Genomic DNA, 23199 nt, shown 5'->3' with positions numbered 1-23199 from the left:
CTCGCTCGATCCAGCGAATGGCGGTCGTGAGCCCGGCCCCGGCAGGCCACCCCTGCGGCCACGCTCCCCGCCCATCCGGCGTCTCGTACCCCCTTCCGTACTCCCTGCTGTGTCGAAGGAGTCGATCACCCATGGCCGAGACGACCGTCCGCCGCCGAGTCCGCCGTGCCCCCCGTGCGAGCGAGTCCGACCGCAAGAACGCCGCCGCCGCGCTCCAGCGCGCCCTCGACCGCCGCGACAACGGCGGCGAGACCGGCCACCTGTAGGCCGCAGGCCGCCCCGGACCGGGAGCCGCACCCGACCGGGGTGCGGCGCGGGCGCCGAACGGGACTGCGGGCTCCGCGCCGCACTCCGGAACCGCGGTTCCGGCACGGTGCCGACACACCCCGGACTGTCCGTATGACGGACGGTCCATGTCATTCCATGGGACGAGGAGTAGGGTGCCGGGCATGTCTCGCAGCATCAATCTCGCAGTGATCCCGGGTGACGGCATCGGCCAGGAAGTCGTGGCCGAAGGTCTCAAAGTCCTCTCCGCCGTCCTCCCGCAGGATGTGAAGCTGGAGACCAAGGAGTACGACTTCGGCGCCCAGCGGTACCACGCCACCGGTGAGACCCTCACCGACGCCGACCTCGACGCCCTGAAGAAGCACGACGTCATCCTGCTCGGCGCGATCGGCGACCCGAGCGTCCCCTCCGGCGTCCTGGAGCGCGGCTTCCTGCTCAAGCTCCGCTTCGCCTTCGACCACCACGTCAACCTGCGCCCGTCCAAGCTGCTGCCGGGTGTCGCCACCCCGCTGGCCGGCGAGCCGCAGATCGACTTCGTCGTCGTCCGTGAGGGCACCGAGGGCCCGTACACCGGCAACGGCGGCACCATCCGCAAGGGCACCGAGCACGAGGTCGCCACCGAGGTCTCCGTGAACACGGCCTTCGGTGTCGAGCGTGTGGTCCGCGACGCCTTCGCCCGCGCGCAGGCCCGCCCGCGCAAGAAGCTCACGCTGGTCCACAAGAACAACGTGCTGACCTTCGCCGGTCACCTGTGGACGAACATCTTCAACAAGGTGGCCGAGGAGTTCCCCGAGGTCACCACCGAGTACATCCACGTCGACGCGGCGACCATCTTCCTGGTCACCCAGCCCGAGCGCTTCGACGTGATCGTCACCGACAACCTCTTCGGCGACATCATCACCGACCTCGCCGCGGCCGTCTCCGGCGGCATCGGCGTCGCGGCGAGCGGGAACATCAACCCGTCCGGCGCGTTCCCGTCGATGTTCGAGCCGGTCCACGGCTCGGCCCCGGACATCGCCGGCCAGGGCAAGGCCGACCCCACCGCCACGGTCCTGTCCGTCGCCCTGCTCCTGCGCCACCTCGGCTACGACGCCGAGGCGGCCCGCATCGAGGACGCGGTCTCCGCCGACCTCGCCGAGCGCACCGGCAAGCCCGCCCGCTCCACCTCGGAGATCGGCGACGCCCTCGCCGTACGAGTAGCCGGCTGACCCGCCGCGCACTCGATCTCCCAAGATCACTTCAAGCCGCCGGGTCGCTTCCGCACCCGGCGGCTTCTCGTGTGCCGTCGCCGGGTGCCACCATCGATCCTGGGCCGCATTCACCCCGTTTTCTTCCAGCGCAGCCGCCGCGAGATAATCGAACGCGGAGCCGCGGTATGAGGGAATGCTCGGACGTCCTAGCACCGGCCACCGGCCGTGCGGGGGTGAGCGCGGCCCGTCACTACAACCGGTGAAGGACAACCACCCATGACGACGCCCACGATCGAGCTCAAGCCGTCCGCCGGCCCGCTCTCCGACGCCGAGCGCGAGGCCATCCTGGCCAACCCCGGCTTCGGCCGCTACTTCACCGACCACATGGTGACGATCAGGTGGACCGAGGGCCGCGGCTGGCACGACGGCCAGCTCGTTCCGTACGCGCCGATCCCGCTCGACCCGGCGACCAACGTCCTGCACTATGCCCAGGAGATCTTCGAGGGGCTGAAGGCCTACCGGCGTCCCGACGGATCCGTCGCCACCTTCCGTCCGGACCAGAACGCCAAGCGCTTCCAGCGTTCCGCGCGCCGCCTCGCCATGCCCGAGCTGCCGGTCGAGACGTTCATCGAGGCGTGCCACGTCCTGGTCGAGCAGGACAAGGCGTGGGTGCCGGCCCACGGCGGCGAGGAGTCCCTCTACCTGCGCCCCTTCATGATCGCGACCGAGGTCGGCCTGGGCGTGAAGCCCGCGAACGAGTACCTCTTCCTGGTGATCGCCTCGCCGGCCGGCGCCTACTTCGCCGGTGGTGTGAAGCCGGTCTCCATCTGGGTCTCCGAGGACCGCGTCCGCGCCGTCCCCGGCGGCATGGGCGACGCGAAGACCGGCGGCAACTACGCCGCGTCCCTGCTCGCCCAGGCAGAGGCGGCCGCCGAGGGCTGCGACCAGGTCTGCTACCTCGACGCGGTCGAGCACCGGTGGGTCGAGGAGCTCGGCGGCATGAACCTCTACTTCGTGTACGGCAACAAGATCATCACGCCGTCCCTCACCGGTTCCATCCTGGAGGGCGTCACCCGCGACTCCCTCCTCACCGTCGCCCGCGACCTCGGCTACGAGGCCGAGGAGGGGCGCGTCTGCGTCGAGCAGTGGCAGCGCGACTCCGAGAACGGCACCCTCACCGAGGTCTTCGCCTGCGGCACCGCCGCCGTCATCACCCCCGTCGGCACGGTCAAGCGCGCCGGCGCCGCGTGGAAGCAGTCGGACGGCGAGCCCGGCGAGGTCACCCTGAGGCTGCGCCAGGCCCTGCTGGACATCCAGCGCGGCACGGCCGAGGACCGGCACGGATGGATGCGGCAGCTGGGCTGAGCCCCGCCGCCCCCCACCGTCACCCAGGGCCGCCCCGGACGCCACGCGTCCGCGGCGGCCCTGTCGCGTTCCCGCCCGGGGTCGGGGCCCTGCCGCCGCCACCGCCGGGCGTGTTGTTTGAGCAGCGCTCAATGTGAGGAAGTCGACTGAGGCCTGCACCCCCTTTATTTGCCCGCTCAGCACCTTTAGAGTGTTGCTCTAAAGTGTGGGAAGGCAAGGAGGTCCCCGTCGTGAGACTGACCCCCACGGAACGTGACCGGCTACTGCTCTTCGGGGCCGCCGAGCTGGCCCGCGCGCGCCGCGCCCGCGGGCTGCGGCTCAACGTGCCCGAGGCGACCGCGCTGATCGCGGACACCGTCTGCGAGGCCGCCCGCGACGGCGCCCGGCTCGCCGAGGCGATCGAGCGCGCCCGGTCGGTGCTCGGCCCAAACGACGTGCTGCCGGGCGTCGCCGACGTCGTCACCGAGGTGCACGTCGAGGCCGTCTTCGACGACGGTTCACGGCTCGCGGTGGTCTGCGACCCCATCGGCGGCGGACTCGGCCCCGAAGCGCCCGGCGCGCTGCTGCCGGGCCCCGGGCACGCCGAGCCCGAGGCGGTCGTGCGGCTCACCGTCACCAACACCGCCGCCGTACCCGTCTCCGTGACCTCCCACTTCCACTTCTTCGAGGCCAACCCGCGCCTGGACTTCGCCCGCGAGCGGGCCTACGGGATGCGGCTCGCCGTCCCCGCCGGCTCCTCGGTGCGGTTCGGGCCGGGGGAGAGCGGCGAGGTCGGGCTCGTCCCGATCGGCGGCGACCGGATCGCCGTCGGCTTCGCCGGACTGGTCGACGGGCCGCTGGACGCGCCCGGGGCGAAGGAAGAGGCCCTGCGCCGGGCCGCCGCCTGCGGCTATCTCGGCGTACCGGGAACGACGGACGAGGAGGACGGACGATGAGCCGCCCCGGAGGACACCCCGCCGAGAACCGCCGCCTCACCCCGTACGAGTACGCCGCCACGCACGGCCCCCGCGCGGGCGACCGCGTCCGCCTCGGCGACTCGGGGCTGGTGATCCGCGTCGAGTCCGACTCCCAGCGCCCCGGCGACGAGTTCCTGGCCGGCTTCGGCAAGACCGCCCGCGACGGACTGCACCTCAAGGCCGCCGCCGTGCGCGACACCTGCGACGTCGTGATCAGCAACGTCGTCGTGATCGACGCCGCGCAGGGCATCCGCAAGGTGTCCATCGGGATCCGCGAGGGCCGGATCCACGCGATCGGGCGGGCCGGCAACCCCGACACCCTCGACGGCGTCGACGTCGTCGTCGGCACGGGCACCTCGATCGTCTCCGGCGAAGGGCTGATCGCCACCGCCGGTGCCGTCGACACCCACGTCCACCTGCTGTCGCCGCGGATCATGGAGGCCTCGCTGGCCTCCGGCGTGACCACGGTCATCGGGCAGGAGTTCGGGCCGGTGTGGGGGGTCGGAGTCAACTCGCCGTGGGCGCTGCGGCACGCGTTCAACGCCTTCGACGCCTGGCCGGTCAACATCGGCTTCCTGGGCCGGGGTTCGTCCTCCCACGAGGCCCCCCTGGTCGAGGCGCTCGCCGAGGGCGGCGCGTCCGGCTTCAAGGTGCACGAGGACATGGGCGCCCACACCCGGGCGCTGGACACGGCCCTGCGCGTCGCCGAGGAGCACGACGTCCAGGTCGCCCTGCACAGCGACGGGCTGAACGAGTGCCTGTCCGTCGAGGACACCCTGCGCGTGCTGGAGGGCCGCACCATCCACGCCTTCCACATCGAGGGCTGCGGCGGCGGACACGTGCCGAACGTCCTGAAGATGGCCGGCGTCCCGAACGTCATCGGCTCCTCCACCAACCCCACCCTCCCCTTCGGCCGGGACGCGGTCGCCGAGCACTACGGCATGATCGTCTCCGTCCACGACCTCAAGACCGACCTGCCCGGCGACGCCGCCATGGCCCGCGACCGCATCCGCGCCGGGACCATGGGCGCCGAGGACGTCCTGCACGACCTGGGCGCCATCGGCATCACCTCCTCCGACGCGCAGGGCATGGGCCGCGCCGGCGAGACGGTCCGCCGTACGTTCGCGATGGCCGGGAAGATGAAGGCCGAGCTCGGCGCGCCCGAGAGCCACGACAACGAGCGCGTCCTGCGGTACATGGCCAAGCTGACCATCAACCCCGCCATCGCCCACGGCCTCGCGCACGAGGTCGGCTCGATCGAGGTCGGCAAGCTCGCCGACATCGTGCTGTGGTGCCCGGAGTACTTCGGCGCCAAGCCGCAGCTCGTACTGAAGGCCGGCTTCCCGGCGTACGGCGTCGTCGGCGACCCGAACGCGGCGACGGACACCTGTGAACCCCTGGTACTCGGGCCGCAGTTCGGGGCGTACGGCGCCACCCCCGCCGACCTCTCGGTCGCCTTCGTCGCGCGCGCCGCCCTCGACCGGGGCCATGACTCGATGCCGACCCGCCGCCGTAGGGTCGCCGTCCGCGGCACCCGCGGCATCGGCCCGGCCGACCTGCGCCTGAACTCCCGCACCGGAGCCGTCGACGTCGACCAGCGCACCGGCCTGGTCACCCTCGACGGCGAGCCGCTGCGCTCCGAGCCGGCCGAGTCCGTCTCCCTCAACCGCCTCTACTTCCTCTGAGGACCCGTCATGTCTGCTGCCGCCGACGGCTTCCGCATGCCCGCCGAGTGGGCCCCGCACGAGCGCACCTGGATGGCGTGGCCGTCCCCCAACCCCACCTTCGACGACCCCGCGGACCTCGCCGCCGCCCGGAGCGCCTGGGCGTCCGTCGCCCGGGCGGTCCGCCGCTTCGAGCCGGTCACGGTGGTGTGCGGCCCCGGGCAGTCGTCCGAGGCGCGGACCCTGCTGGGACCCGGCGTCGACACCGTCGAGCGGGACCTCGACGACGCCTGGATGCGCGACATCGGCCCCACCTTCCTGACGAACGGCCGGGAACTGGCCGCCGTCGACTGGACGTTCAACGGCTGGGGCGCCCAGCACTGGGCCCGCTGGGACCACGACGCGAAGATCGCCGCGTACGTCGCGGACCTCGCCGGCGCCCGGACGTACGCCTCGCGGCTGGTCAACGAGGGCGGTGCGATCCACGTCGACGGCGAGGGAACCGTCCTGCTGACGGAGACGGTCCAGCTCGGCCCCGAGCGCAACCCGGGCTGGTCCCGTGAGCGGGTCGAGGCCGAGATCCACGCCCACCTCGGCACCCGCAAGGCCATCTGGCTGCCGCGCGGCCTCACCGGCGACTACCCTCCCCACGGCTACGGCACCCTGGGCCACGTCGACATCGTCGCCGCGTTCGCCCGCCCCGGCGTGGTCGTCGCCCACCACCAGCCGGACCCGGCCCACCCCGACCACGAGGTCACGAAGGAGGTCATCGGCCTGCTGCGGTCCCGAACGGACGCCCGGGGCCGCCGCCTGGAGGTCGTCGAGGTACCCGCCCCGACCGCCTTGGAGGCCGACGGCCACTGGGCCGACCACTCCTACATCAACCACTACCTCTGCAACGGCGGGGTCGTGCTGTGCGGCTTCGACGACCCGCGCGACGAGATCGCGGCCGGCATCTTCCGGCGGCTGTTCCCCGAGCGCACGGTGACGCTGGTGGACGCCCGTACGATCTTCTCGGGCGGCGGTGGCATCCACTGCATCACCCAGCAGCAGCCGAAGATCTAGGAGCCGCAGATGGCCGGTGGGCGCAGGCAGGCCCCGCCGCGCGAGGACGTCCTCGCCGCCGCCATGGAGATGATCGCCGAACGCGGCCTGGAGAGACTCACCATGGCGGCGCTCGGCCGCGAGGTCGGCATGAGCAGCGGCCATCTCCTCTACTACTTCCACTCCAAGGACGAACTCCTGCTGCGGACCCTGGAGTGGAGCGAGGGCCGGCTCGGCGCCGAGCGGAGCCGGCTGCTGGCCCGCGGGGGACCGGCCCGTGGACGCCTCGACGCCTACGTCGACCTGTACGTCCCCGACGGCCATCGCGACCCGCACTGGAGCCTGTGGCTGGAGGTCTGGAACCGCTCGCAGAACGCCGACGACGACGCCCGGGACCGGCAGGCCGCCATCGAGGGCGCCTGGCACCGCGATCTGGTGGCGCTGATCGCCGAGGGGGTGTCGCGGGGGGAGTTCCGCCCCGTGGACCCCGACCGCTTCGCCACCCGTCTGCGCGCCCTCCTCGACGGCTTCTCCATCCACGTGGCCATCGGCCTGCGCGGCACGGACCGGGAGCAGGTCCTCGGTCACGTGGGGGAGTTCGTGGACCGCTCACTCCTCGCGGACCCCTGAGCCCGGGCAGCGCCATGACACCGCACCGCCCGCATCCTGAGACGCTCCGCGGTCACGGGGGCGGCTTGTGCGAGACTGCCCCCGTGCTCTCGTTCGCCATGATTATTGGCAGCAGGCGCGCCGGTCCGCAGTGACCGCCACGTACGACCAGGTACGGGCGGCCACCGTCGTCCTCGACCCGCGCGCAGACCTCTCGCACCCGCGAGAGGTTTTTCGTTTTCCTGGCCCACCTTCAGCCGGGAGCGAGAGCGTGAGGGACCATGGGGGGACGGTGGAGCCGGTCATTCCGGTAAGACCGAAGATCCACAACAGGAGCCTTGAGACCATGACCGAGACGGCAACCAGCGAGCTCGACGACTCGTTCCACGTCTTCGACACGACCCTGCGGGACGGCGCCCAGCGGGAGGGCATCAACCTCACCGTCGCCGACAAGCTCGCGATCGCACGGCACCTGGACGACTTCGGCGTCGGCTTCATCGAGGGCGGCTGGCCGGGCGCCAACCCGCGCGACACCGAGTTCTTCGCCCGCGCGCGCCAGGAGATCGACTTCCGGCACGCCCAGCTGGTCGCCTTCGGCGCCACCCGCCGGGCCGGGGCCAAGGCCTCCGAGGACCCGCAGGTCAAGGCGCTGCTGGACTCGGGCGCCGAGGTCATCACACTGGTGGCGAAGTCCCACGACCGGCACGTCGAGCTCGCCCTGCGCACCACGCTCGACGAGAACCTGGAGATGGTCCGCGACACCGTCTCCTTCCTCCGCGCCCAGGGCCGCCGCGTCTTCGTCGACTGCGAGCACTTCTTCGACGGCTACCGCGCCAACCCGGAGTACGCCAAGAAGGTCGTCCGGGCGGCCTCGGAGGCCGGCGCCGACGTGGTCATCCTCTGCGACACCAACGGCGGCATGCTCCCGGCGCAGATCCAGGCCGTCGTCTCGACCGTCCTCGCGGACACCGGCGCCCGCCTCGGCATCCACACCCAGGACGACACCGGCTGCGCGGTGGCGAACACGCTGGCCGCCGTGGACGCGGGCGCGACCCACGTCCAGTGCACCGCGAACGGCTACGGCGAGCGGGTCGGCAACGCCAACCTGTTCCCGGTCGTGGCGGCCCTGGAACTGAAGTACGGCAAGAAGGTCCTTCCCGAGGGCAAGCTGCGCGAGACGACCCGCATCTCGCACGCCATCGCCGAGGTCGTGAACCTCACCCCCTCGACGCACCAGCCCTACGTGGGCGTCTCGGCCTTCGCGCACAAGGCGGGCCTGCACGCCTCCGCGATCAAGGTCGACCCGGACCTGTACCAGCACATCGACCCGGAGCTGGTCGGCAACACCATGCGGATGCTCGTGTCCGACATGGCCGGCCGCGCCTCGGTCGAGCTGAAGGGCAAGGAACTCGGCATCGACCTCGGCGGCGACCGCGAGCTCGTCGGCCGGGTCGTGGAGCGCGTCAAGGAGCGCGAGCTCAAGGGCTACACGTACGAGGCGGCCGACGCCAGCTTCGAGCTGCTGCTGCGCGCCGAGGTCGAGGGCAAGCCCCTGAAGTACTTCGACGTCGAGTCCTGGCGCGCGATCGTCGAGGACCGCCCCGACGGCACCCACGCCAACGAGGCCACCGTCAAGCTCTGGGCCAAGGGCGAGCGCATCGTCGCCACCGCCGAGGGCAACGGCCCGGTCAACGCCCTCGACCGCGCCCTGCGCGTGGCCCTGGAGAAGATCTACCCCCAGCTCGCCCAGCTCGACCTGGTGGACTACAAGGTCCGCATCCTGGAGGGCGTCCACGGCACCCAGTCCACCACCCGCGTCCTCATCTCCACGACGGACGGCGCGGGCGAGTGGTCCACGGTGGGCGTCGCCGAGAACGTGATCGCGGCCTCGTGGCAGGCCCTGGAGGACGCCATCACGTACGGCCTGCTGCGGGCAGGGGTGGACCCGGCGGAGTAATCCGGTCCAACACTTGAGGACGAGGCCGTCCCCCGGCTCGTCCGGCGGCACTTGAACACGAGGCCGTCCCCCCCCCAGCCCGTCCGGCGTTTCAGGACGAGGCCCGCCCAGGGCCGACAGCGGGGGTCCGGGGGCGGCAGCCCCCCGGGGACGGGACGGGAAGGGGCGGCGGGGGCGAAGAACCCACGCCACCGCCGCTGCCCACCGCCGCCGCCCGCCACCCTTCCCATCCCGTTCACCCCCACCAGCCCGCGCCCCCTGACGGCCAGGCGAACACCGCCATGTGACGCCACGTCAGACACGCGTCAGGGAGACGACCGCGCCTTCACAAGCCGAACGGACGGAGCGCCCGATCCGGCCGTCCGGCAGCTGTGCACCAGTCCTGACGTGAACTCTTGACGCCGACGAGAGCCGTCAGTTGACTCACGGCCTGATCCAAGCCATGAGTGATTCAGTGGACTTACGAGTGCCGAGGGAAGGTCCATGCGAAGAACCGCCCTGCTCGCCTCCGCCACCCTGCTCGCAGCCCTGCTCCCCTGGGCGTCCGCCACGGCCGCCGACGACCCCGCTCCCGTCTCCGTCGACCGCTTCGAGGGCGAGGTGCCCTTCGGGGGCCAGCCCGCCGAGGGAATCTTCACCTGGGGCGGTGACGCGGACGACCCGCCTGCCCTCCGGCTGGCCGACCGCGCCGACGCCCCCGAGGGTGACAAGGTCCTCACCGGCACCTACGACATCAGCGGCTACGGGGGTTTCACCCACGACTTCGCCGCGGACCAACCCGCCCACGACTGGTCCGCCCACCGCGGCATCCGCTTCTGGTGGGAGGGCCGCGGCAACGGCGCGAACATCGCCTTCGAGCTCAAGGACGGCGGCGCCCACGGCGAGGCCTCCGAGCTGTGGACGACGTCGTTCACCGACGACTTCAGCGGCTGGAAACAGATCGAGATCCCGTTCACCGACTTCACCTATCGCACGGACTACCAGCCCGTCGGCGGCATCGACCAGGTCCTGGGCCTCACCGGGATGTGGGGGTACGCCGTCACCCTGCCCGTCGGCGCCCCGGGCGACTTCGCCATGGACGCCGTCGAGCTGTACGGGAAGGCCGACCAGTCCCTGCGCGCCTCGGTCACCACCGACGCGGCCGTGTACCCGGTGACGGAGGGCGGCACGGCGAAGGTGAAGGTCACCGTCGCCACCACCGGGGCGGTGCCCGTCGACGAGCCGGTGACGGTGACGTACGAGACCGGCGGCGGCAGCGCCGGCTCCGGCAGCGACTACACGCCGGTCAGCGGCACCCTCACCTTCCCCGCGGGCACGGCCTCCGGAGCTTCCCGCACCGTCGAGGTGCCGACGCTGAAGGACCGGACGGGCGAGACCGCCGAGACGATTCCCCTGCGGCTGACCGTCACCGGGGCCAAGGCGCCGGCCGAGAACCCGAGCGTGGTCGTGGACGCGCACGGCCTGCCGTACCTGGACGAGCGGCTGCCCGTCGCGAAGCGGGTCGCCGACCTGCTCTCCCGGATGACCCCGGCGGAGAAGGCCGGGCAGATGACCCAGGCCGAACGCGGCGCGCTCACCGCCGCCGGTGACATCGCCGCCTACGGCCTCGGCTCCCTGCTGTCCGGCGGCGGCTCCACTCCGACGCCCAACACCCCCGAGGCGTGGGCGAAGACGATCGACGCCTTCCAGCTGCGGGCGCAGGCCACCCGCCTCCAGATCCCGCTGATCTACGGCGTGGACGCGGTGCACGGCCACAACAACCTCGTCGGCGCGACGGTCCTGCCGCACAACATCGGCCTCGGCGCGACCCGCGACCCGGATCTCGTCCGGCGCACCGGTGAGGTGACCGCGGCCGAGACCCGGGCCACCGGTGTCCCGTGGACGTTCGCCCCCTGCCTGTGCGTCGCCCGTGACGAACGCTGGGGCCGCACCTACGAGTCCTTCGGTGAGGACCCGGCGCTCGTGGAGTCGCTGGAGACGGTGATCCAGGGCCTCCAGGGCCGCGCCGACGGACGCGACCTGGACCGCTCCGACACGGTCCTGGCCACGGCCAAGCACTTCGTCGGCGACGGCGGCACCACCTACGGCTCCTCCACCACCGGCACCTACACCCTCGACCAGGGCGTCACCGAGGTCACCCGGCAGGAGCTGGAGGCCGTCCACCTGGCGCCCTACCAGGACGCCGTGGACCGGGGCGTCGGCACGGTCATGCCGTCGTACTCCTCGCTCGACATCGTCGGCGACGACCAGGGGCCGGTGAAGATGCACGCCCGCGCCGACATGATCAACGGTGTGCTCAAGGACCGGATGGGCTTCGACGGCTTCGTCGTCAGCGACTGGCAGGCCATCGACCAGATCCCCGGCGACTACGCCTCCGACGTGCGGACGTCCGTCAACGCCGGCCTCGACATGATCATGGTGCCGTACGCCTACAAGACCTTCCACACCACGCTCGTCGACGAGGTCGAGGCCGGCCGGATCAGCGAGCGGCGGATCGACGACGCCGTCTCCCGCATCCTCACCCAGAAGTTCCGGCTCGGCCTGTTCGAGCAGCCGTACGCCGACACCAGCGGCATCGCGGAGATCGGTTCCGCCGCGCACCGGGCCGTGGCCCGCGAGGCGGTCGCCGAGTCCCAGGTGCTGCTGAAGAACGCGGGCGGCGCGCTGCCCCTGAAGAAGTCCCAGAAGGTGTACGTCGCCGGCTCCAACGCCGACGACATCGGCAACCAGACCGGCGGCTGGACCATCACCTGGCAGGGCTCCTCCGGTGACATCACCCCCGGCACGACCGTCCTGGAGGCGATGCGGGCGGCGGACCCCGACCTCACGTACAGCGAGGACGCCTCCGCGCCGACCGCCGGCCACGACATCGGCGTGGTCGTCGTCGGCGAGACCCCGTACGCCGAGGGCGCCGGCGACGTCGGCAACGGCCACGACCTGGAGCTGTCCGCCGCCGACCGGGCCGCCGTCGACACCGTCTGTGCCGCGATGAGGTGCGTGGTGCTGATCGTCTCCGGACGGCCCCAGCTCGTCGGCGACCGGCTGGACGCCGTCGACGCCCTGGTCGCGTCCTGGCTGCCGGGCACGGAGGGCGACGGCGTGGCCGACGTGCTCTACGGCAGGCGGCCCTTCACCGGGCAGCTCCCCGTCACCTGGCCGCGCTCCGAGGCGCAGCTGCCGATCAACGTCGGTGACACGGCGTACGACCCGCAGTTCCCCTACGGCTGGGGCCTGACGACGCTGACCGACGTCCCGGAGGGCGGCGAGGGCACCCTGCGGGCGCTCGCCGTCGCGGCCCGGGCGGCCGAGCGGACCGGTGCCCACACCGCGGGCCGGGCGCTGGTCACCAAGGCCCGCCTGATCGTCCAGCAGCGGGCGGGCCGGATGACGGCGGCCGTCGCGGGCCCCTTCGCCGACGCCGACCACCTCCTGCTGACGGGACGGTACGCAGAGGCGGTGGGGAAGCTGACCGAGGCCTACCGAAAAGCTCGGTGACACCCATATGTCCTAATTGCTGGCAATTCGGGTAGCGTCGAAGTATGAAGGTCGCACTATCTGCCCGAGCCTACGCCGGCCTCCTGGCCGCGCTGGCGCTCGCCACGCTGACGCTGCTGTCGGCGGGCGCCCCGCGCGCGGTCGCGGACAGCAGCGTCACGACGATCGCCGAGGCCTTCCGCGAGAGCCCCGTGTACGTCGACCCGGAGGCGTCCGCCCTGCTGTCGCGGGCGGACGCCGACGCGCTGCGCGAGACGATCGAGAGCGCCGACAAGCCCGTGTTCGTCGCGGTCCTGCCCGCGGACCAGCCGACCGGCAACCTCTTCACGGACCTGCGCACCGCCACCGGCGTGACCGGCCTGTACGCCGTCCGCCTCGGCGACCGCTTCGACGCCCGTGCCGACTCCGCCGTACTGCCGAACGCGGCCGTCCGCAACCTGGTCTCCAGCGTCCAGGGCGAGAGCGACACCGCCACCCAGCTCGACGAGTTCACCGACCGGGCCCTGGCCAACATGGGCGGCTCGGCCCCCGCGAGCTGGAGCCCCGACGGCGGCGGGATCTCCTCCGCCGCGCTGATCACCACCGGCGCGGTCCTGGTGGTCGGCGGCGCCGGTGCGTACACCCTCGTCCGCCGCAACCGCCGGCGGCACGAGGAGGAGCAGCGGACCGCCCTCGAACGGCTCCGGGTCGTCGTCGACGAGGACATCACCGCGTTCGGCGAGGAACTGGACCGCCTGGACTTCCACCCGGCCGAACCGGGCGCCGACGACGCCATGCGCACCGACTACGAGCACGCCCTCGACGCCTACGACCGGGCCAAGTCGTCCATGGCCGCCGCGACCAGACCGGAGGACGTGCGCGCGGTCACCCAGGCCCTGGACGACGGCCGGTTCTCCCTGGCCCGGCTCGCCGCCCGCAGGACGGGCGGGGACCTGCCCGAGCGCCGGCCGCCCTGCTTCTTCGACCCGCGCCACGGCCCCTCCGTGGCCGACGCCACCTGGACGCCGTCCGGCGGCGCGCCACGCGAGGTCCCGGTCTGCGCCGCGGACCGGACCCGCCTCGCCGACGGCCTCGACCCGGCGGTCCGCGAGGTCGACACCGACTACGGCCGGCGCCCGTACTGGGAGGCGGGCCCGGCCTACGGCCCCTGGGCGGGCGGCTACTTCGGCGGCGGCATCCTGCCCGGCCTGCTCGTCGGCACCCTGCTCGGCAGCATGATGGCCACCCCGTCCTACGCCGCCGACTACGGCAGCGGCTACGGCGACTTCGGCGGCGGCCACGAGGGCGGTGACGTCTCCGGCGCGGACTTCGACACCGGTGACTTCGGCGGGTTCGGAGGCGGCGGCGGAGGCGACTTCGGCGGCGGCGGGGACTTCGGGGGAGGCTTCTGACCCGGTCCCCGCGGGAGACCGGCACGGGCCCGGCGCGGGGCGCGCCGGGCCCGCGGACGCCGTACCGGGTGCGGCGGGGTCCGCGGACGCGTACCGGGTGCGGCGGGGTCCGCGGACGCGTACCGGGTGCGGCGGGGTCCGGGGACGCCTTACGCCTTCGCCATCTCCAGCAGCCTCTCGAAGTCGATGGCCCCCGGATCCCCGTGCGTGTTCTCCGGCACGTGCATGTGCCCGCACACCCCCTTGAAGGCGTTCCAGCGCGCCTTGCTCATCCGCTGCCCGCCGCCGCTGCCGTAGGACTTCGGGTACGCGGGCCACAGGGCCGGGCCGCGCAGGGGGACGTCGTGCTCGGTGTGCATCCAGGCGAGGAAGCGGGCGACGCCGAGCAGGGCCCAGTCCGGGGCCTTCGGCCAGTAGACGTGGGCCCGGTCGCCGGTGCGCCACTTGGTGTGCGTCTCGGGGTCGCAGGTGCCGGCCAGTTCGACCTGGCAGACGTTCAGGGTGTTCGTCTCGACGCCGCCGGGCTTGTTGAGCAGGGCGCGCGAGGAGATGTCGATGTCGAAGTGCTGGTACCACTTCAGCTTCTTGGCCGCGAGGTCGGGCACCGCCGTCAGGTTCGGCGCGGAGGCGCCGCCTCCGTAGCCGGGGAGCGAGGTGCCCTCCGTGGTGTGCAGGACGACGACGTTGACCTCCATGCGGTCGCCTTCGAAGTCGTCCTGGTACCAGTGGTCGCGGTCGGCGCCCGGGTACTTCTGCGGTCCGGTCCTGGTGCTCATGGTGCCTCCTTGCTCGAGCGTCTTCCCCGCCGTCTCAGGGGGACACCCTGAGCAACGAGTGACGGCGGCGAGCGTGGTGGCGCGGGAAGGGGCGCGGGAAGCACGGTCCGGCCACGCCGAGCGCCCGCCCTCCCCGAGGGGGAGTGGAGGGCGGGCGCGCTCGGAAGGGGCGGCGTCGGTGCGCCACCGGTGACGTGTCACGCGTTGCGGACGGCCGAGACGTCGAAGGTCAGCTTGATCTTGTCGGAGACCAGTACGCCGCCCGTCTCCAGCGCCGCGTTCCAGGTCAGACCCCACTCGGAGCGCAGGATCTCGGCCCGGCCCTCGAAGCCGACGCGCTCGTTGCCGAACGGGTCCTTCGCGGATCCGTTGAACTCCAGGTCGATGGTGAGCGGCCGGGTGACGCCGAGGATGGTCAGGTCGCCGGTGATGCGGTAGCCGTCGCCGCCGAGGGCCTCCGCCGCGGTGGAGCGGAAGGTCATCGCCGGGAACTCGTCGGTCTTGAAGAAGTCGGCGCTCTTCAGGTGTCCGTCGCGGTCGGCGGACCCGGTGTCGATGCTGTCCATCGTGACGTCGAGGGTGGCGGTCGACCGCGACGGGTCGGTGCCGTCCAGGTGCAGCGTGCCGGTGAAGTCGTTGAACTTGCCCTTGACGTTGGTGACCATCGCGTGCCGGGCGACGAACCCGAGCGTCGAGTGCGCCGGGTCGATCGTGTAGTCGCCGGTGAGCGCGGCGAGCTCCGGGTTCACGGTGGCGGTGGCCGTGGCGGACGCGGTGGAGGGGGAGGTCTCGGGGTTCCTGCGGCCGAAGATGCCCATGACGTGCTCCTTGGGGTCGGATCGATGACGGGACCGATGCTGTTGAATGTTCAACGAACTCAACGGGGTCGACTGTAGACCTGTTCCGTTCAACTTTCAACCTCATGCGCGCGGTGACCGCGGCGTCACGCACGGCCATCCGTCCGAACCCGTCGGCGCAGGCTAAGCTCGTCGCGTCACCCGTCCGGAGGGATCGCCACGCCGGGGAATGTGTGCCGGGTCTCACCGGCCGTCTTTGTGCGGTCTCCACAGTCCCGACGCCCTCTGAGCAGTCGGAAAGCCTGCATGCCCCCCAGGTTCTGTTCAGGAGCACCAGGAAAACGCGCCGGAGACTGTACGGAGTCGACGTCCCGGTTTCCTCGGTGGGCTTCGTAAGGTCGCTACATGACCGTTTTGGAAGAGACGACGGGTGAGCCGACCGCGGAGCCCACGGACGCGCGCGGGCGCGTCGCCGAGCTGCACGAGATCCGTGCGCAGGCGCTGGCCGGGCCGAGCGAGAAGGCGACGGCGGCGCAGCACGCCAAGGGCAAGCTGACCGCCCGGGAGCGCATCGAACTGCTCCTCGACCCGGGGTCCTTCCAGGAGGTCGAGCAGTTGCGCCGGCACCGGGCGACCGGGTTCGGCCTGGAGGCCAAGAAGCCGTACACCGACGGTGTGATCACCGGCTGGGGCACGGTGGAGGGCCGTACGGTCTTCGTCTACGCCCATGACTTCCGCATCTTCGGCGGCGCGCTGGGCGAGGCCCACGCCACGAAGATCCACAAGATCATGGACATGGCCATCGCGGCCGGTGCCCCGCTGGTGTCGCTCAACGACGGCGCGGGTGCCCGGATCCAGGAGGGCGTCTCCGCGCTCGCCGGCTACGGCGGCATCTTCCAGCGCAACACCAGGGCCTCCGGCGTCATCCCGCAGATCAGCGTGATGCTGGGCCCGTGCGCGGGCGGCGCGGCCTACAGCCCCGCCCTGACCGACTTCGTCTTCATGGTCCGCGAGACCTCGCAGATGTTCATCACCGGCCCCGACGTCGTCAAGGCCGTCACCGGCGAGGAGATCACCCAGAACGGCCTCGGCGGTGCCGACGTGCACGCCGAGACCTCCGGCGTGTGCCACTTCGCCTACGACGACGAGGAGACCTGCATCGCCGAGGTGCGCTACCTCCTCTCCCTGCTCCCGCAGAACAACCGGGAGAACCCGCCGCGCGTCGAGTCGGGCGACCCGGCCGACCGCCGCGGCGACGTGCTCCTCGACCTGGTCCCGGCGGACGGCAACCGGCCGTACGACATGGCCAAGGTGATCGAGGAGATCGTCGACGACGGCGAGTACCTGGAGGTCCACGAGCGCTGGGCGCGCAACATCATCTGCGCGCTGGCCCGCCTCGACGGCCAGGTCGTCGGTATCGTCGCCAACCAGCCGCAGGCCCTGGCCGGTGTCCTCGACATCGAGGCGTCGGAGAAGGCCGCCCGCTTCGTGCAGATGTGCGACGCCTTCAACATCCCGATCATCACCCTTCTGGACGTCCCCGGCTTCCTCCCCGGCGTCGACCAGGAGCACGGTGGAATCATCCGCCACGGCGCGAAGCTCCTCTACGCCTACTGCAACGCGACCGTGCCCCGGATCTCCCTCATCCTGCGCAAGGCGTACGGAGGTGCCTACATCGTCATGGACAGCCAGTCCATCGGTGCCGACCTCACCTACGCCTGGCCGACCAACGAGATCGCCGTGATGGGCGCCGAGGGTGCCGCCAACGTCATCTTCCGGCGTCAGATCGCCGAGGCCGAGGACCCCGAGGCCATGCGGACCCGCATGGTCAAGGAGTACAAGTCCGAGCTGATGCATCCCTACTACGCCGCCGAGCGCGGCCTGGTCGACGACGTCATCGACCCCGCCGAGACCCGCGAGATCCTCATCCGGTCCCTGGCGATGCTCCAGACCAAGCACGCCGACCTGCCCTCCCGCAAGCACGGCAACCCCCCGCAGTAACCCAGCGGACTTTCCGCGACACCCTCGCGGAAACCTCTCTCACGGAGACTGACAGCCATGAACGCCCCTGACATCCGCGTCGAGAAGGGCCACGCCGAGCCCGAGGAAGTCGCCGCCATCACGGCGATACTCGTGGCCCGCGCCGCCGCCCGCACCCCCGAGCCCGTCCCGGCCCACCGCGGCCGCCCGAGGGCCGGCTGGCGCCGTCTGGAACGCGAGGGCGGCTTCCGCGCCCCGCACAGCTGGCGCTGACCACCCCCGCCGGACCCGCGAAGGCCCCGACGCCCCCCAGGGCGGCCGGGGCCTTCGCCCGTCCCCGGGCGCGGACACGCCGTCGGCCCCGGCGGCACGCGAGGAGCCGGCGCCCGCACGGACCGCGCCCGGCGACGGCCGCCGTCCCGTGTTTTCCCCGCTTTCCCCGCTTTCTCCAGGACCCCGCGGACACGGACAGGGCGCCCTCTCCCGTCGGGAGGGGGCGCCCTGTCCGTGCCGTGCCGCGCGCCGGAGTTACCGCAGCCGGGCCATCAGCGCGTGCTCGACCAGCGTGATCAGCGCACTCTTGGCGTCCGCGCGGTGGCGGGCGTCGGTGGTGATGATCGGGGCGTCGGGGCCGATCTGCAGCGCCTCGCGGACCTCGTCCGGCTGGTACGGCTGGTTGCCGTCGAAGCCGTTGAGGGCGATCACGAAGGGGAGACCCGAGTTCTCGAAGTAGTCGACCGCGGGGAAGCAGTCGGCGAGCCGGCGGGTGTCCACCAGGACGATCGCGCCGATGGCGCCGCGCACCAGGTCGTCCCACATGAACCAGAAGCGGTCCTGGCCGGGCGTACCGAAGAGGTACAGGATCAGGTCCTGGTCCAGGGTGATGCGGCCGAAGTCCATGGCGACCGTGGTGGTCGTCTTGTCCCCGGTGTGGGTGAGGTCGTCGATGCCCGCCGAAGCGGAAGTCATCACGGCCTCAGTGCGCAGCGGGTTGATCTCCGAGACAGCGCCGACGAACGTGGTCTTGCCCACGCCGAAGCCGCCCGCCACCACGATCTTCGCGGAGGTGGTGGAGCGGGAAGGACCGCCGCTAGAGCTTGCGAAGTCCACTGAGCACCCTTTCGAGCAGTGTCACGTCTGGCTGGCCGCCGGCGCTCTCGTCGCCGCCGGGCTGATGGATGGCGACCAGTCCCGCCTCCGCCAAGTCGGCGACGAGGATCCTGGCCACGCCGAGGGGGATGGTCAGGAGCGCCGAGATCTCGGCGACCGACTTGATCTCTCGGCAGAGGTTGCAGATCCGCTGATGCTCGGGCAACTGGCCCTGCATCTGGTGCGGCTGCGCGGTGGTGTGCACCAGCGCCTCGATGGCGAGCTGGTACCGCGGGCGGGTCCGGCCGCCGGTCATGGCGTACGGACGCACCAAAGGGTTGCCGGCCGCCCCGGCGGGCGCCGGCTCAGGGGTGCGGCGCTGCGGCTGCACGGGCTGGACGCGCGGTGCGTGCGGCTGGTCGTACGGCGACGGACCGGGGCCCTGCGGACCCTGCGGCGCGTACGGCTGGCGCTGCTGGCTGGGGGCGGAGGGGAAGTTGTAACGGTTCGCGTTCTGGGAACCGTCGCCCTGGCCCTGGGCAGGGCCGTACGACCAGTTGCCCGAATGCGCACCGCTTGGGGGTGTTACCACTTTTCTCCTCCTCCGACTGTGTCTGGCACCCATCACGTGGAAGCCGCGTCCCGAAACCCTACGGCCTCGGGACGCCAAAACGCACCGTCCGTCTGTTAGTTGAGAAGGCTCCCTTGGAGCTCCGCACGAAGGTCGGGCGTCAGGACCGTGCCGGCCCGGTCCACCAGAAGGGCCATCTCGTACCCAATGAGGCCGATGTCCGCCTCGGGGTGTGCGAGGACTGCGAGCGAAGAACCGTCAGAGATGGACATGATGAAGAGGAATCCCCGCTCCATCTCCACAACCGTCTGGTTCACGCTGCCCCCCTCGAAGATCCGGGAGGCGCCTGCCGTCAGTGACGTCAGACCGGAGGCGACGGCCGCGAGCTGGTCGGCGCGGTCGCGGGGGAAGCCTTCGGACATCGCCAGAAGGAGTCCGTCGGCGGAGACCACCACCGTGTGGGACACCCCCGGGGTGTTGTCCACGAAGTTGGTGATCAACCAGTTCAGGTTCTGTGCCGCCTGGCTCATCGGGCTCACACTAACGCTCCTGGTCGTAGGTGCTGTCAGGACCGAAGCCCTGGCCGTTCGTTTCACTGCCTGCGTTGCGTCCGCGCTGGACGCCTCGACGCAGGTTGCTCAGCCTGCCTCGGACGTCCTCCGGGGCGCGGGAGACCTGCGGGCCTCCCTGGGGGGTGCTCTCGGCGGTGCCCTCGACCAGATTGGCCTTGGGCACCCGCCGCGGAAGACCGGAGGAGGTGACCCCGCCCGCCTTCGGCTTCCGGAGCTGCGCGGCCTGCTGCCAGCGCTCGTCGTTGGCCGAACGCCAGTCGCCGTCGCCGCCGTTCTCCGGAGAGGGGGCCGGCGCCTCGCGGTTCACGGGCTGCGCGGCGCCGTTCGAACCGCTCGCCGCGGTGGAGCCGCGGCGGGGCAGCCCGGCGTCGGTCAGCTCATGGGCGGCGGAGGGGGCCGGTCCCGGACGGTCGAAGCCTACGCGGTCCTGCTCACTCACGTCAGCGGCCTGCGCGGATTCCGCTTGCGGAGCGTACTGGTCCGGGTAGCCGTTCTGGTAGCCGGTCTGCTGCGGCCAGTCGTCCTGGTAGGACTGCTCCCCGTACGACGGGAAGCCCTCCGGCGCGGACGCCTGGGCCGGCGTGCCGCCCTCCGCGGACGGCTCCGCATACGTCGGGTCCGGGTAGCCGCCGTTCGACGGGAAGGCACCGTTCGGTGCGGCGGTGCCGTTCGACGCGAGGTACGGGTCCTCGTACGCCGGACGCTGCTGCTCCTCGTACGCCGTCTGCTGGTCGTACGCCGCCGGCTGCTCGGTGTACCCGGTCGCGCCGGCCGTACCGTCACCGTAGGCGTTCTGCGTACCGGTGAAGCCGCCCTGGGAACCGTCGTACGCCTGCTGTTGCTGCTGTTGCTGCTGCTGGGCGCCGTCGAAACCCTCGGCGTACGCGGACGGCTCGGGGGAGTCCTGCCGCGGCCGGCCGTGCGGCTGGCCGTGGTCCTGGGACTCCATGGCCGCCCGGCGCTCCTCGCGCATCCGGGAGCGGCCCACCGGGTCCAAGTCGCGGATGTCGTCGGGGACCTCGACGTAGCGGCTGTCGTCGAAGCCGAGTTCGGCCGCCGTGCGCGGCTGCGGCTGGTTGAAGTTCTCACCCTGGAACTGCTGCTCGGGGATGATCTGCGAGACGGTGAACTCGTCGCGGCCGGCGGGCTGTTCGCCGCCGCCGCCGTGCGTGATCGCGTCCGGCAGCATGACCAGCGAGGTGGTGCCGGCCTGCTCGCCCGAGGGGCGCAGCTGGACCCGGATGCCGTGCCGGTCGGACAGCCGGCCGACCACGAAGAGACCCATGCGCTGCGAGATCGCGGCGTCCACGGTCGGCGGGTTGGCCAGCTTGTGGTTGATGTCCGCGAAGTCCTCGGCCGTCAGGCCGATGCCCTTGTCGTGGATCTCGATCATGACGCGGCCGTCGGGCAGACGGGTCGCGGTGACGCGGACCTTGGTCTGCGGCGAGGAGAACGTGGTGGCGTTCTCCAGCAGCTCGGCGAGCAGGTGCACGAGGTCGGTCACGGCACGGCCGTGGATCTCGGCCTCCGGCACCCCCGAGAGCTCGATGCGCTCGTACTGCTCCACCTCGGAGGAGGCGGCGCGCAACACGTCCACCAGCGGCACCGGCTGGTCCCAGCGGCGGCCGGGCTCCTCGCCGGCGAGGACGAGGAGGTTCTCGCCGTTGCGGCGCATACGGGTCGCGAGGTGGTCCAGGCGGAAGAGGTTCTCCAGCTGGTCCGGGTCGGCCTCGTTGTTCTCCAGGTCGGTGATGAGGGTCAGCTGGCCCTCGATCAGCGACTGGTTGCGGCGCGAGAGGTTGGTGAAGATCGCGTTGATGTTGCCCCGCAGCAGGGCCTGCTCGGCGGCGAGCCGGACGGCCTCGCGGTGGACCTGGTCGAAGGCGCGGGCGACCTCGCCGATCTCGTCGGTGGTGGTGATCGGGATCGGGGTGACCCGGGTGTCGACCCGGCCGGGGTCGGTGCGCGAGAGCTGGTCGACCAGCATCGGCAGCCGCTGCTCGGCGATGCCGAAGGCGGCGTTGCGCAGCTGGCGCATCGAGCGGCTCATCTGGCGGGCCACGGTACCGGCCAGGATGAAGGCGAGGAGCAGGGCGATGACGACGGCGGCACCGGTGATGATCGCGTCGGTCCGGGCGTCGGCGGCGATGTCCGAGGCCTCGGTCACCGCCTTGTCGGCCATGTCCGACTCGATCTCGCGGTACGCGTCGTACTTCAGCGTGGTGACCGCCCACCAGTTGTCCGCCGTGACACCCTCCTCGGCGAGCGCGGCACGCTCGGACTCGTCGGTGCTCTGCATCGACGCCAGCGCGGAGACCATGTCGGAGGGGTCGGAGGGCGGCGGGACGTAGTCCGGGTCCTTCTGCTTGGCCGCGGCCGCCGCCGACGTCGCGTCCGTCTTGATCTTCGCCTCGGCGTCTTCCAGCTTCTGCGCGTCGGCCTCGGTGCCACCGCCGACGTACTCCTCGACGGCGAGGCGCTCGAGGTAGGCGTACGAGGAGAGGGCGATGCGCTGCTTGGCCAGGTCGCTGGTCTTGGGGCCGGGGCTGACCAGCAGGTGCATACCGACCGAGCGCTCGACGGAGAGGGCGGCCTTGGTCAGCGAGATCGCGTAGACGGTACGGCCGTAGGAGGTGATGTTTCCGGTGCCCAGGCCGAGTTCGTTGGCGAACTCCATCAGCGGGTGGGCGACCGTGACGTAGCCCTCCTCGGTCTGCACACCGGTGAGCTGCGAGGTGTAGGCGGCCGCGCGCAGCGCCGTCAGCTTGGTCTCGGCCGTGCGGAACAGCTCCAGACGGCGCTGGAGGCCGGACTTCTGCGGCATGTTCTGGGCGGCCGCGTCGAAGGCGTCGGCGGCGGCGTCGGTCGCCTTGCGGGCGTCGGTGACGGCCGAGTCGTCCTTCTCGCCGGAGAGAAGGGGAGCGGCGGAGATGTCCCGCTCCTTGTCGAGGGCGTCCGCGTAGGTGAGGGAGGCGCGGACCAGGCGGGCGGTGTTCTCCGCGTCCTCGGCCTCCTGCCAGGTGTCGATCGAGCTCTTCACCTGGAAGCCGCCCATGACCAGACCGACCAGCACGGGTATCAGCAGGATCGCGTTGAGCCGGGTACGCACCCGCCAGTTGCGCGGAGAGAGACGGCCGGCGCTCTTGGCGGGCGCGGCCGGCGACTCCGGGCCGGACACAGGGGTGGTCGCCGCTCCGCGCGGCGGCGGGGTGAAGTTGCCCCGCGCCGCCGGCTCGGGACTTTCCTTGCTTCGCCTCACTCGACCAACAACCTCTCGGCGGTCGGCACCTACGTCGTGCCGCAGTGTCTCAGAGCCCGGTCAGCCATCGACCATGAGTACGTCATTGACTATTGGGCAGTTCAGGCATTCCAGCATGACGACCTGCGCTCTTCCAAACAGTGGGGAGCCTGGTTTCAGTGTGATGTAAGCCCCAGATAAAACGGTCAAAAAGAGCGAG

General features: G+C 71.6%; 18 protein-coding genes. 12 read left to right on the top strand and 6 right to left on the bottom strand.

From position 1 onward, the window contains the following. Window positions 1–131: 131 nt before the first annotated feature. The 10 genes from ACFV9M_RS23030 to ACFV9M_RS22985 all read left to right on the top strand — a co-directional run bounded on the left by ACFV9M_RS23030 (window position 132) and on the right by ACFV9M_RS22985 (window position 13956). Window positions 132–266 carry a hypothetical protein gene (locus ACFV9M_RS23030; protein WP_385068535.1) on the top strand — a complete coding sequence of 45 codons (135 nt, stop codon included), beginning with the start codon at window positions 132–134 and terminating at the stop codon, window positions 264–266. Window positions 267–449: 183 nt separating this feature from the next. Then, on the top strand, window positions 450–1493 hold the full coding sequence (locus ACFV9M_RS23025) for a 3-isopropylmalate dehydrogenase (RefSeq protein WP_385068533.1): 1044 nt from the start codon (window positions 450–452) through the stop codon (window positions 1491–1493). A 258-nt stretch (window positions 1494–1751) separates the two neighbouring features. Continuing rightward, on the top strand, window positions 1752–2840 hold the full coding sequence (locus ACFV9M_RS23020) for a branched-chain amino acid aminotransferase (RefSeq protein ID WP_385068531.1): 1089 nt from the start codon (window positions 1752–1754) through the stop codon (window positions 2838–2840). 230 nt (window positions 2841–3070) lie between these two features. Further along, window positions 3071–3775 carry an urease subunit gamma gene (gene ureA / locus ACFV9M_RS23015; protein ID WP_385068529.1) on the top strand — a complete coding sequence of 235 codons (705 nt, stop codon included), beginning with the start codon at window positions 3071–3073 and terminating at the stop codon, window positions 3773–3775. Then, window positions 3772–5481, top strand: coding sequence for an urease subunit alpha (locus ACFV9M_RS23010; RefSeq protein WP_385068527.1), 1710 nt, complete (start codon window positions 3772–3774; stop codon window positions 5479–5481). The genes ureA and ACFV9M_RS23010 overlap by 4 nt, the downstream gene beginning before the upstream one ends. A 9-nt stretch (window positions 5482–5490) precedes the next feature. Next, entirely contained in the window at window positions 5491–6525 is a 1035-nt protein-coding gene (locus tag ACFV9M_RS23005; protein WP_385068525.1) for an agmatine/peptidylarginine deiminase, read from the top strand. Window positions 6526–6534: 9 nt separating this feature from the next. Further along, complete coding sequence (locus ACFV9M_RS23000; protein WP_385068523.1) at window positions 6535–7134, top strand: TetR/AcrR family transcriptional regulator; 600 nt, start codon at window positions 6535–6537, stop codon at window positions 7132–7134. Window positions 7135–7459: 325 nt separating this feature from the next. Next, window positions 7460–9070 carry a citramalate synthase gene (gene cimA / locus ACFV9M_RS22995; RefSeq protein WP_385068521.1) on the top strand — a complete coding sequence of 537 codons (1611 nt, stop codon included), beginning with the start codon at window positions 7460–7462 and terminating at the stop codon, window positions 9068–9070. A 483-nt stretch (window positions 9071–9553) separates the two neighbouring features. Next, window positions 9554–12565 carry a glycoside hydrolase family 3 N-terminal domain-containing protein gene (locus ACFV9M_RS22990; protein WP_385068519.1) on the top strand — a complete coding sequence of 1004 codons (3012 nt, stop codon included), beginning with the start codon at window positions 9554–9556 and terminating at the stop codon, window positions 12563–12565. A 44-nt stretch (window positions 12566–12609) separates the two neighbouring features. Next, window positions 12610–13956 (top strand): hypothetical protein, encoded by a 1347-nt coding sequence (locus tag ACFV9M_RS22985; protein WP_385102513.1) that lies wholly within the window; start codon window positions 12610–12612, stop codon window positions 13954–13956. A 149-nt stretch (window positions 13957–14105) separates the two neighbouring features. On the opposite strand, the gene ACFV9M_RS22980 is transcribed toward ACFV9M_RS22985, so the two are convergent. Together ACFV9M_RS22980 and ACFV9M_RS22975 are read right to left on the bottom strand one after the other, a co-directional pair. Then, window positions 14106–14732 (bottom strand): hypothetical protein, encoded by a 627-nt coding sequence (locus tag ACFV9M_RS22980; RefSeq protein WP_385068515.1) that lies wholly within the window; start codon window positions 14730–14732, stop codon window positions 14106–14108. A 197-nt stretch (window positions 14733–14929) separates the two neighbouring features. Further along, window positions 14930–15550, bottom strand: coding sequence for a YceI family protein (locus ACFV9M_RS22975; protein WP_385068513.1), 621 nt, complete (start codon window positions 15548–15550; stop codon window positions 14930–14932). A 384-nt stretch (window positions 15551–15934) separates the two neighbouring features. Between ACFV9M_RS22975 and ACFV9M_RS22970 the strand changes: the two genes are divergently transcribed. Beyond that, entirely contained in the window at window positions 15935–17530 is a 1596-nt protein-coding gene (locus ACFV9M_RS22970; protein ID WP_385068511.1) for an acyl-CoA carboxylase subunit beta, read from the top strand. 57 nt (window positions 17531–17587) lie between these two features. Continuing rightward, entirely contained in the window at window positions 17588–17782 is a 195-nt protein-coding gene (locus tag ACFV9M_RS22965) for an acyl-CoA carboxylase subunit epsilon (protein ID WP_385068509.1), read from the top strand. Between the two features lie 255 nt (window positions 17783–18037). On the opposite strand, the gene ACFV9M_RS22960 is transcribed toward ACFV9M_RS22965, so the two are convergent. The 4 genes from ACFV9M_RS22960 to ACFV9M_RS22945 all read right to left on the bottom strand — a co-directional run bounded on the left by ACFV9M_RS22960 (window position 18038) and on the right by ACFV9M_RS22945 (window position 23000). Continuing rightward, entirely contained in the window at window positions 18038–18619 is a 582-nt protein-coding gene (locus ACFV9M_RS22960) for an ATP/GTP-binding protein (protein WP_351346482.1), read from the bottom strand. After that, window positions 18600–19190, bottom strand: a complete 591-nt coding sequence (locus tag ACFV9M_RS22955) for a DUF742 domain-containing protein (RefSeq protein WP_385068507.1) — start codon at window positions 19188–19190, stop codon at window positions 18600–18602. The genes ACFV9M_RS22960 and ACFV9M_RS22955 overlap by 20 nt, the downstream gene beginning before the upstream one ends. Window positions 19191–19285: 95 nt before the next feature. Then, window positions 19286–19699 (bottom strand): roadblock/LC7 domain-containing protein, encoded by a 414-nt coding sequence (locus ACFV9M_RS22950; RefSeq protein WP_004983065.1) that lies wholly within the window; start codon window positions 19697–19699, stop codon window positions 19286–19288. Between the two features lie 10 nt (window positions 19700–19709). Further along, window positions 19710–23000, bottom strand: coding sequence for a nitrate- and nitrite sensing domain-containing protein (locus ACFV9M_RS22945; RefSeq protein WP_385068505.1), 3291 nt, complete (start codon window positions 22998–23000; stop codon window positions 19710–19712). Window positions 23001–23199: the final 199 nt, after the last annotated feature.

The sequence above is a fragment of the Streptomyces sp. NPDC059895 genome, assembly GCF_042731035.1.
In the GTDB taxonomy this organism is placed as follows: domain Bacteria; phylum Actinomycetota; class Actinomycetes; order Streptomycetales; family Streptomycetaceae; genus Streptomyces.
The sequence above is the reverse complement of the archived record's forward strand: the minus strand, read 5'-3'. Positions and strand labels throughout refer to the sequence as shown.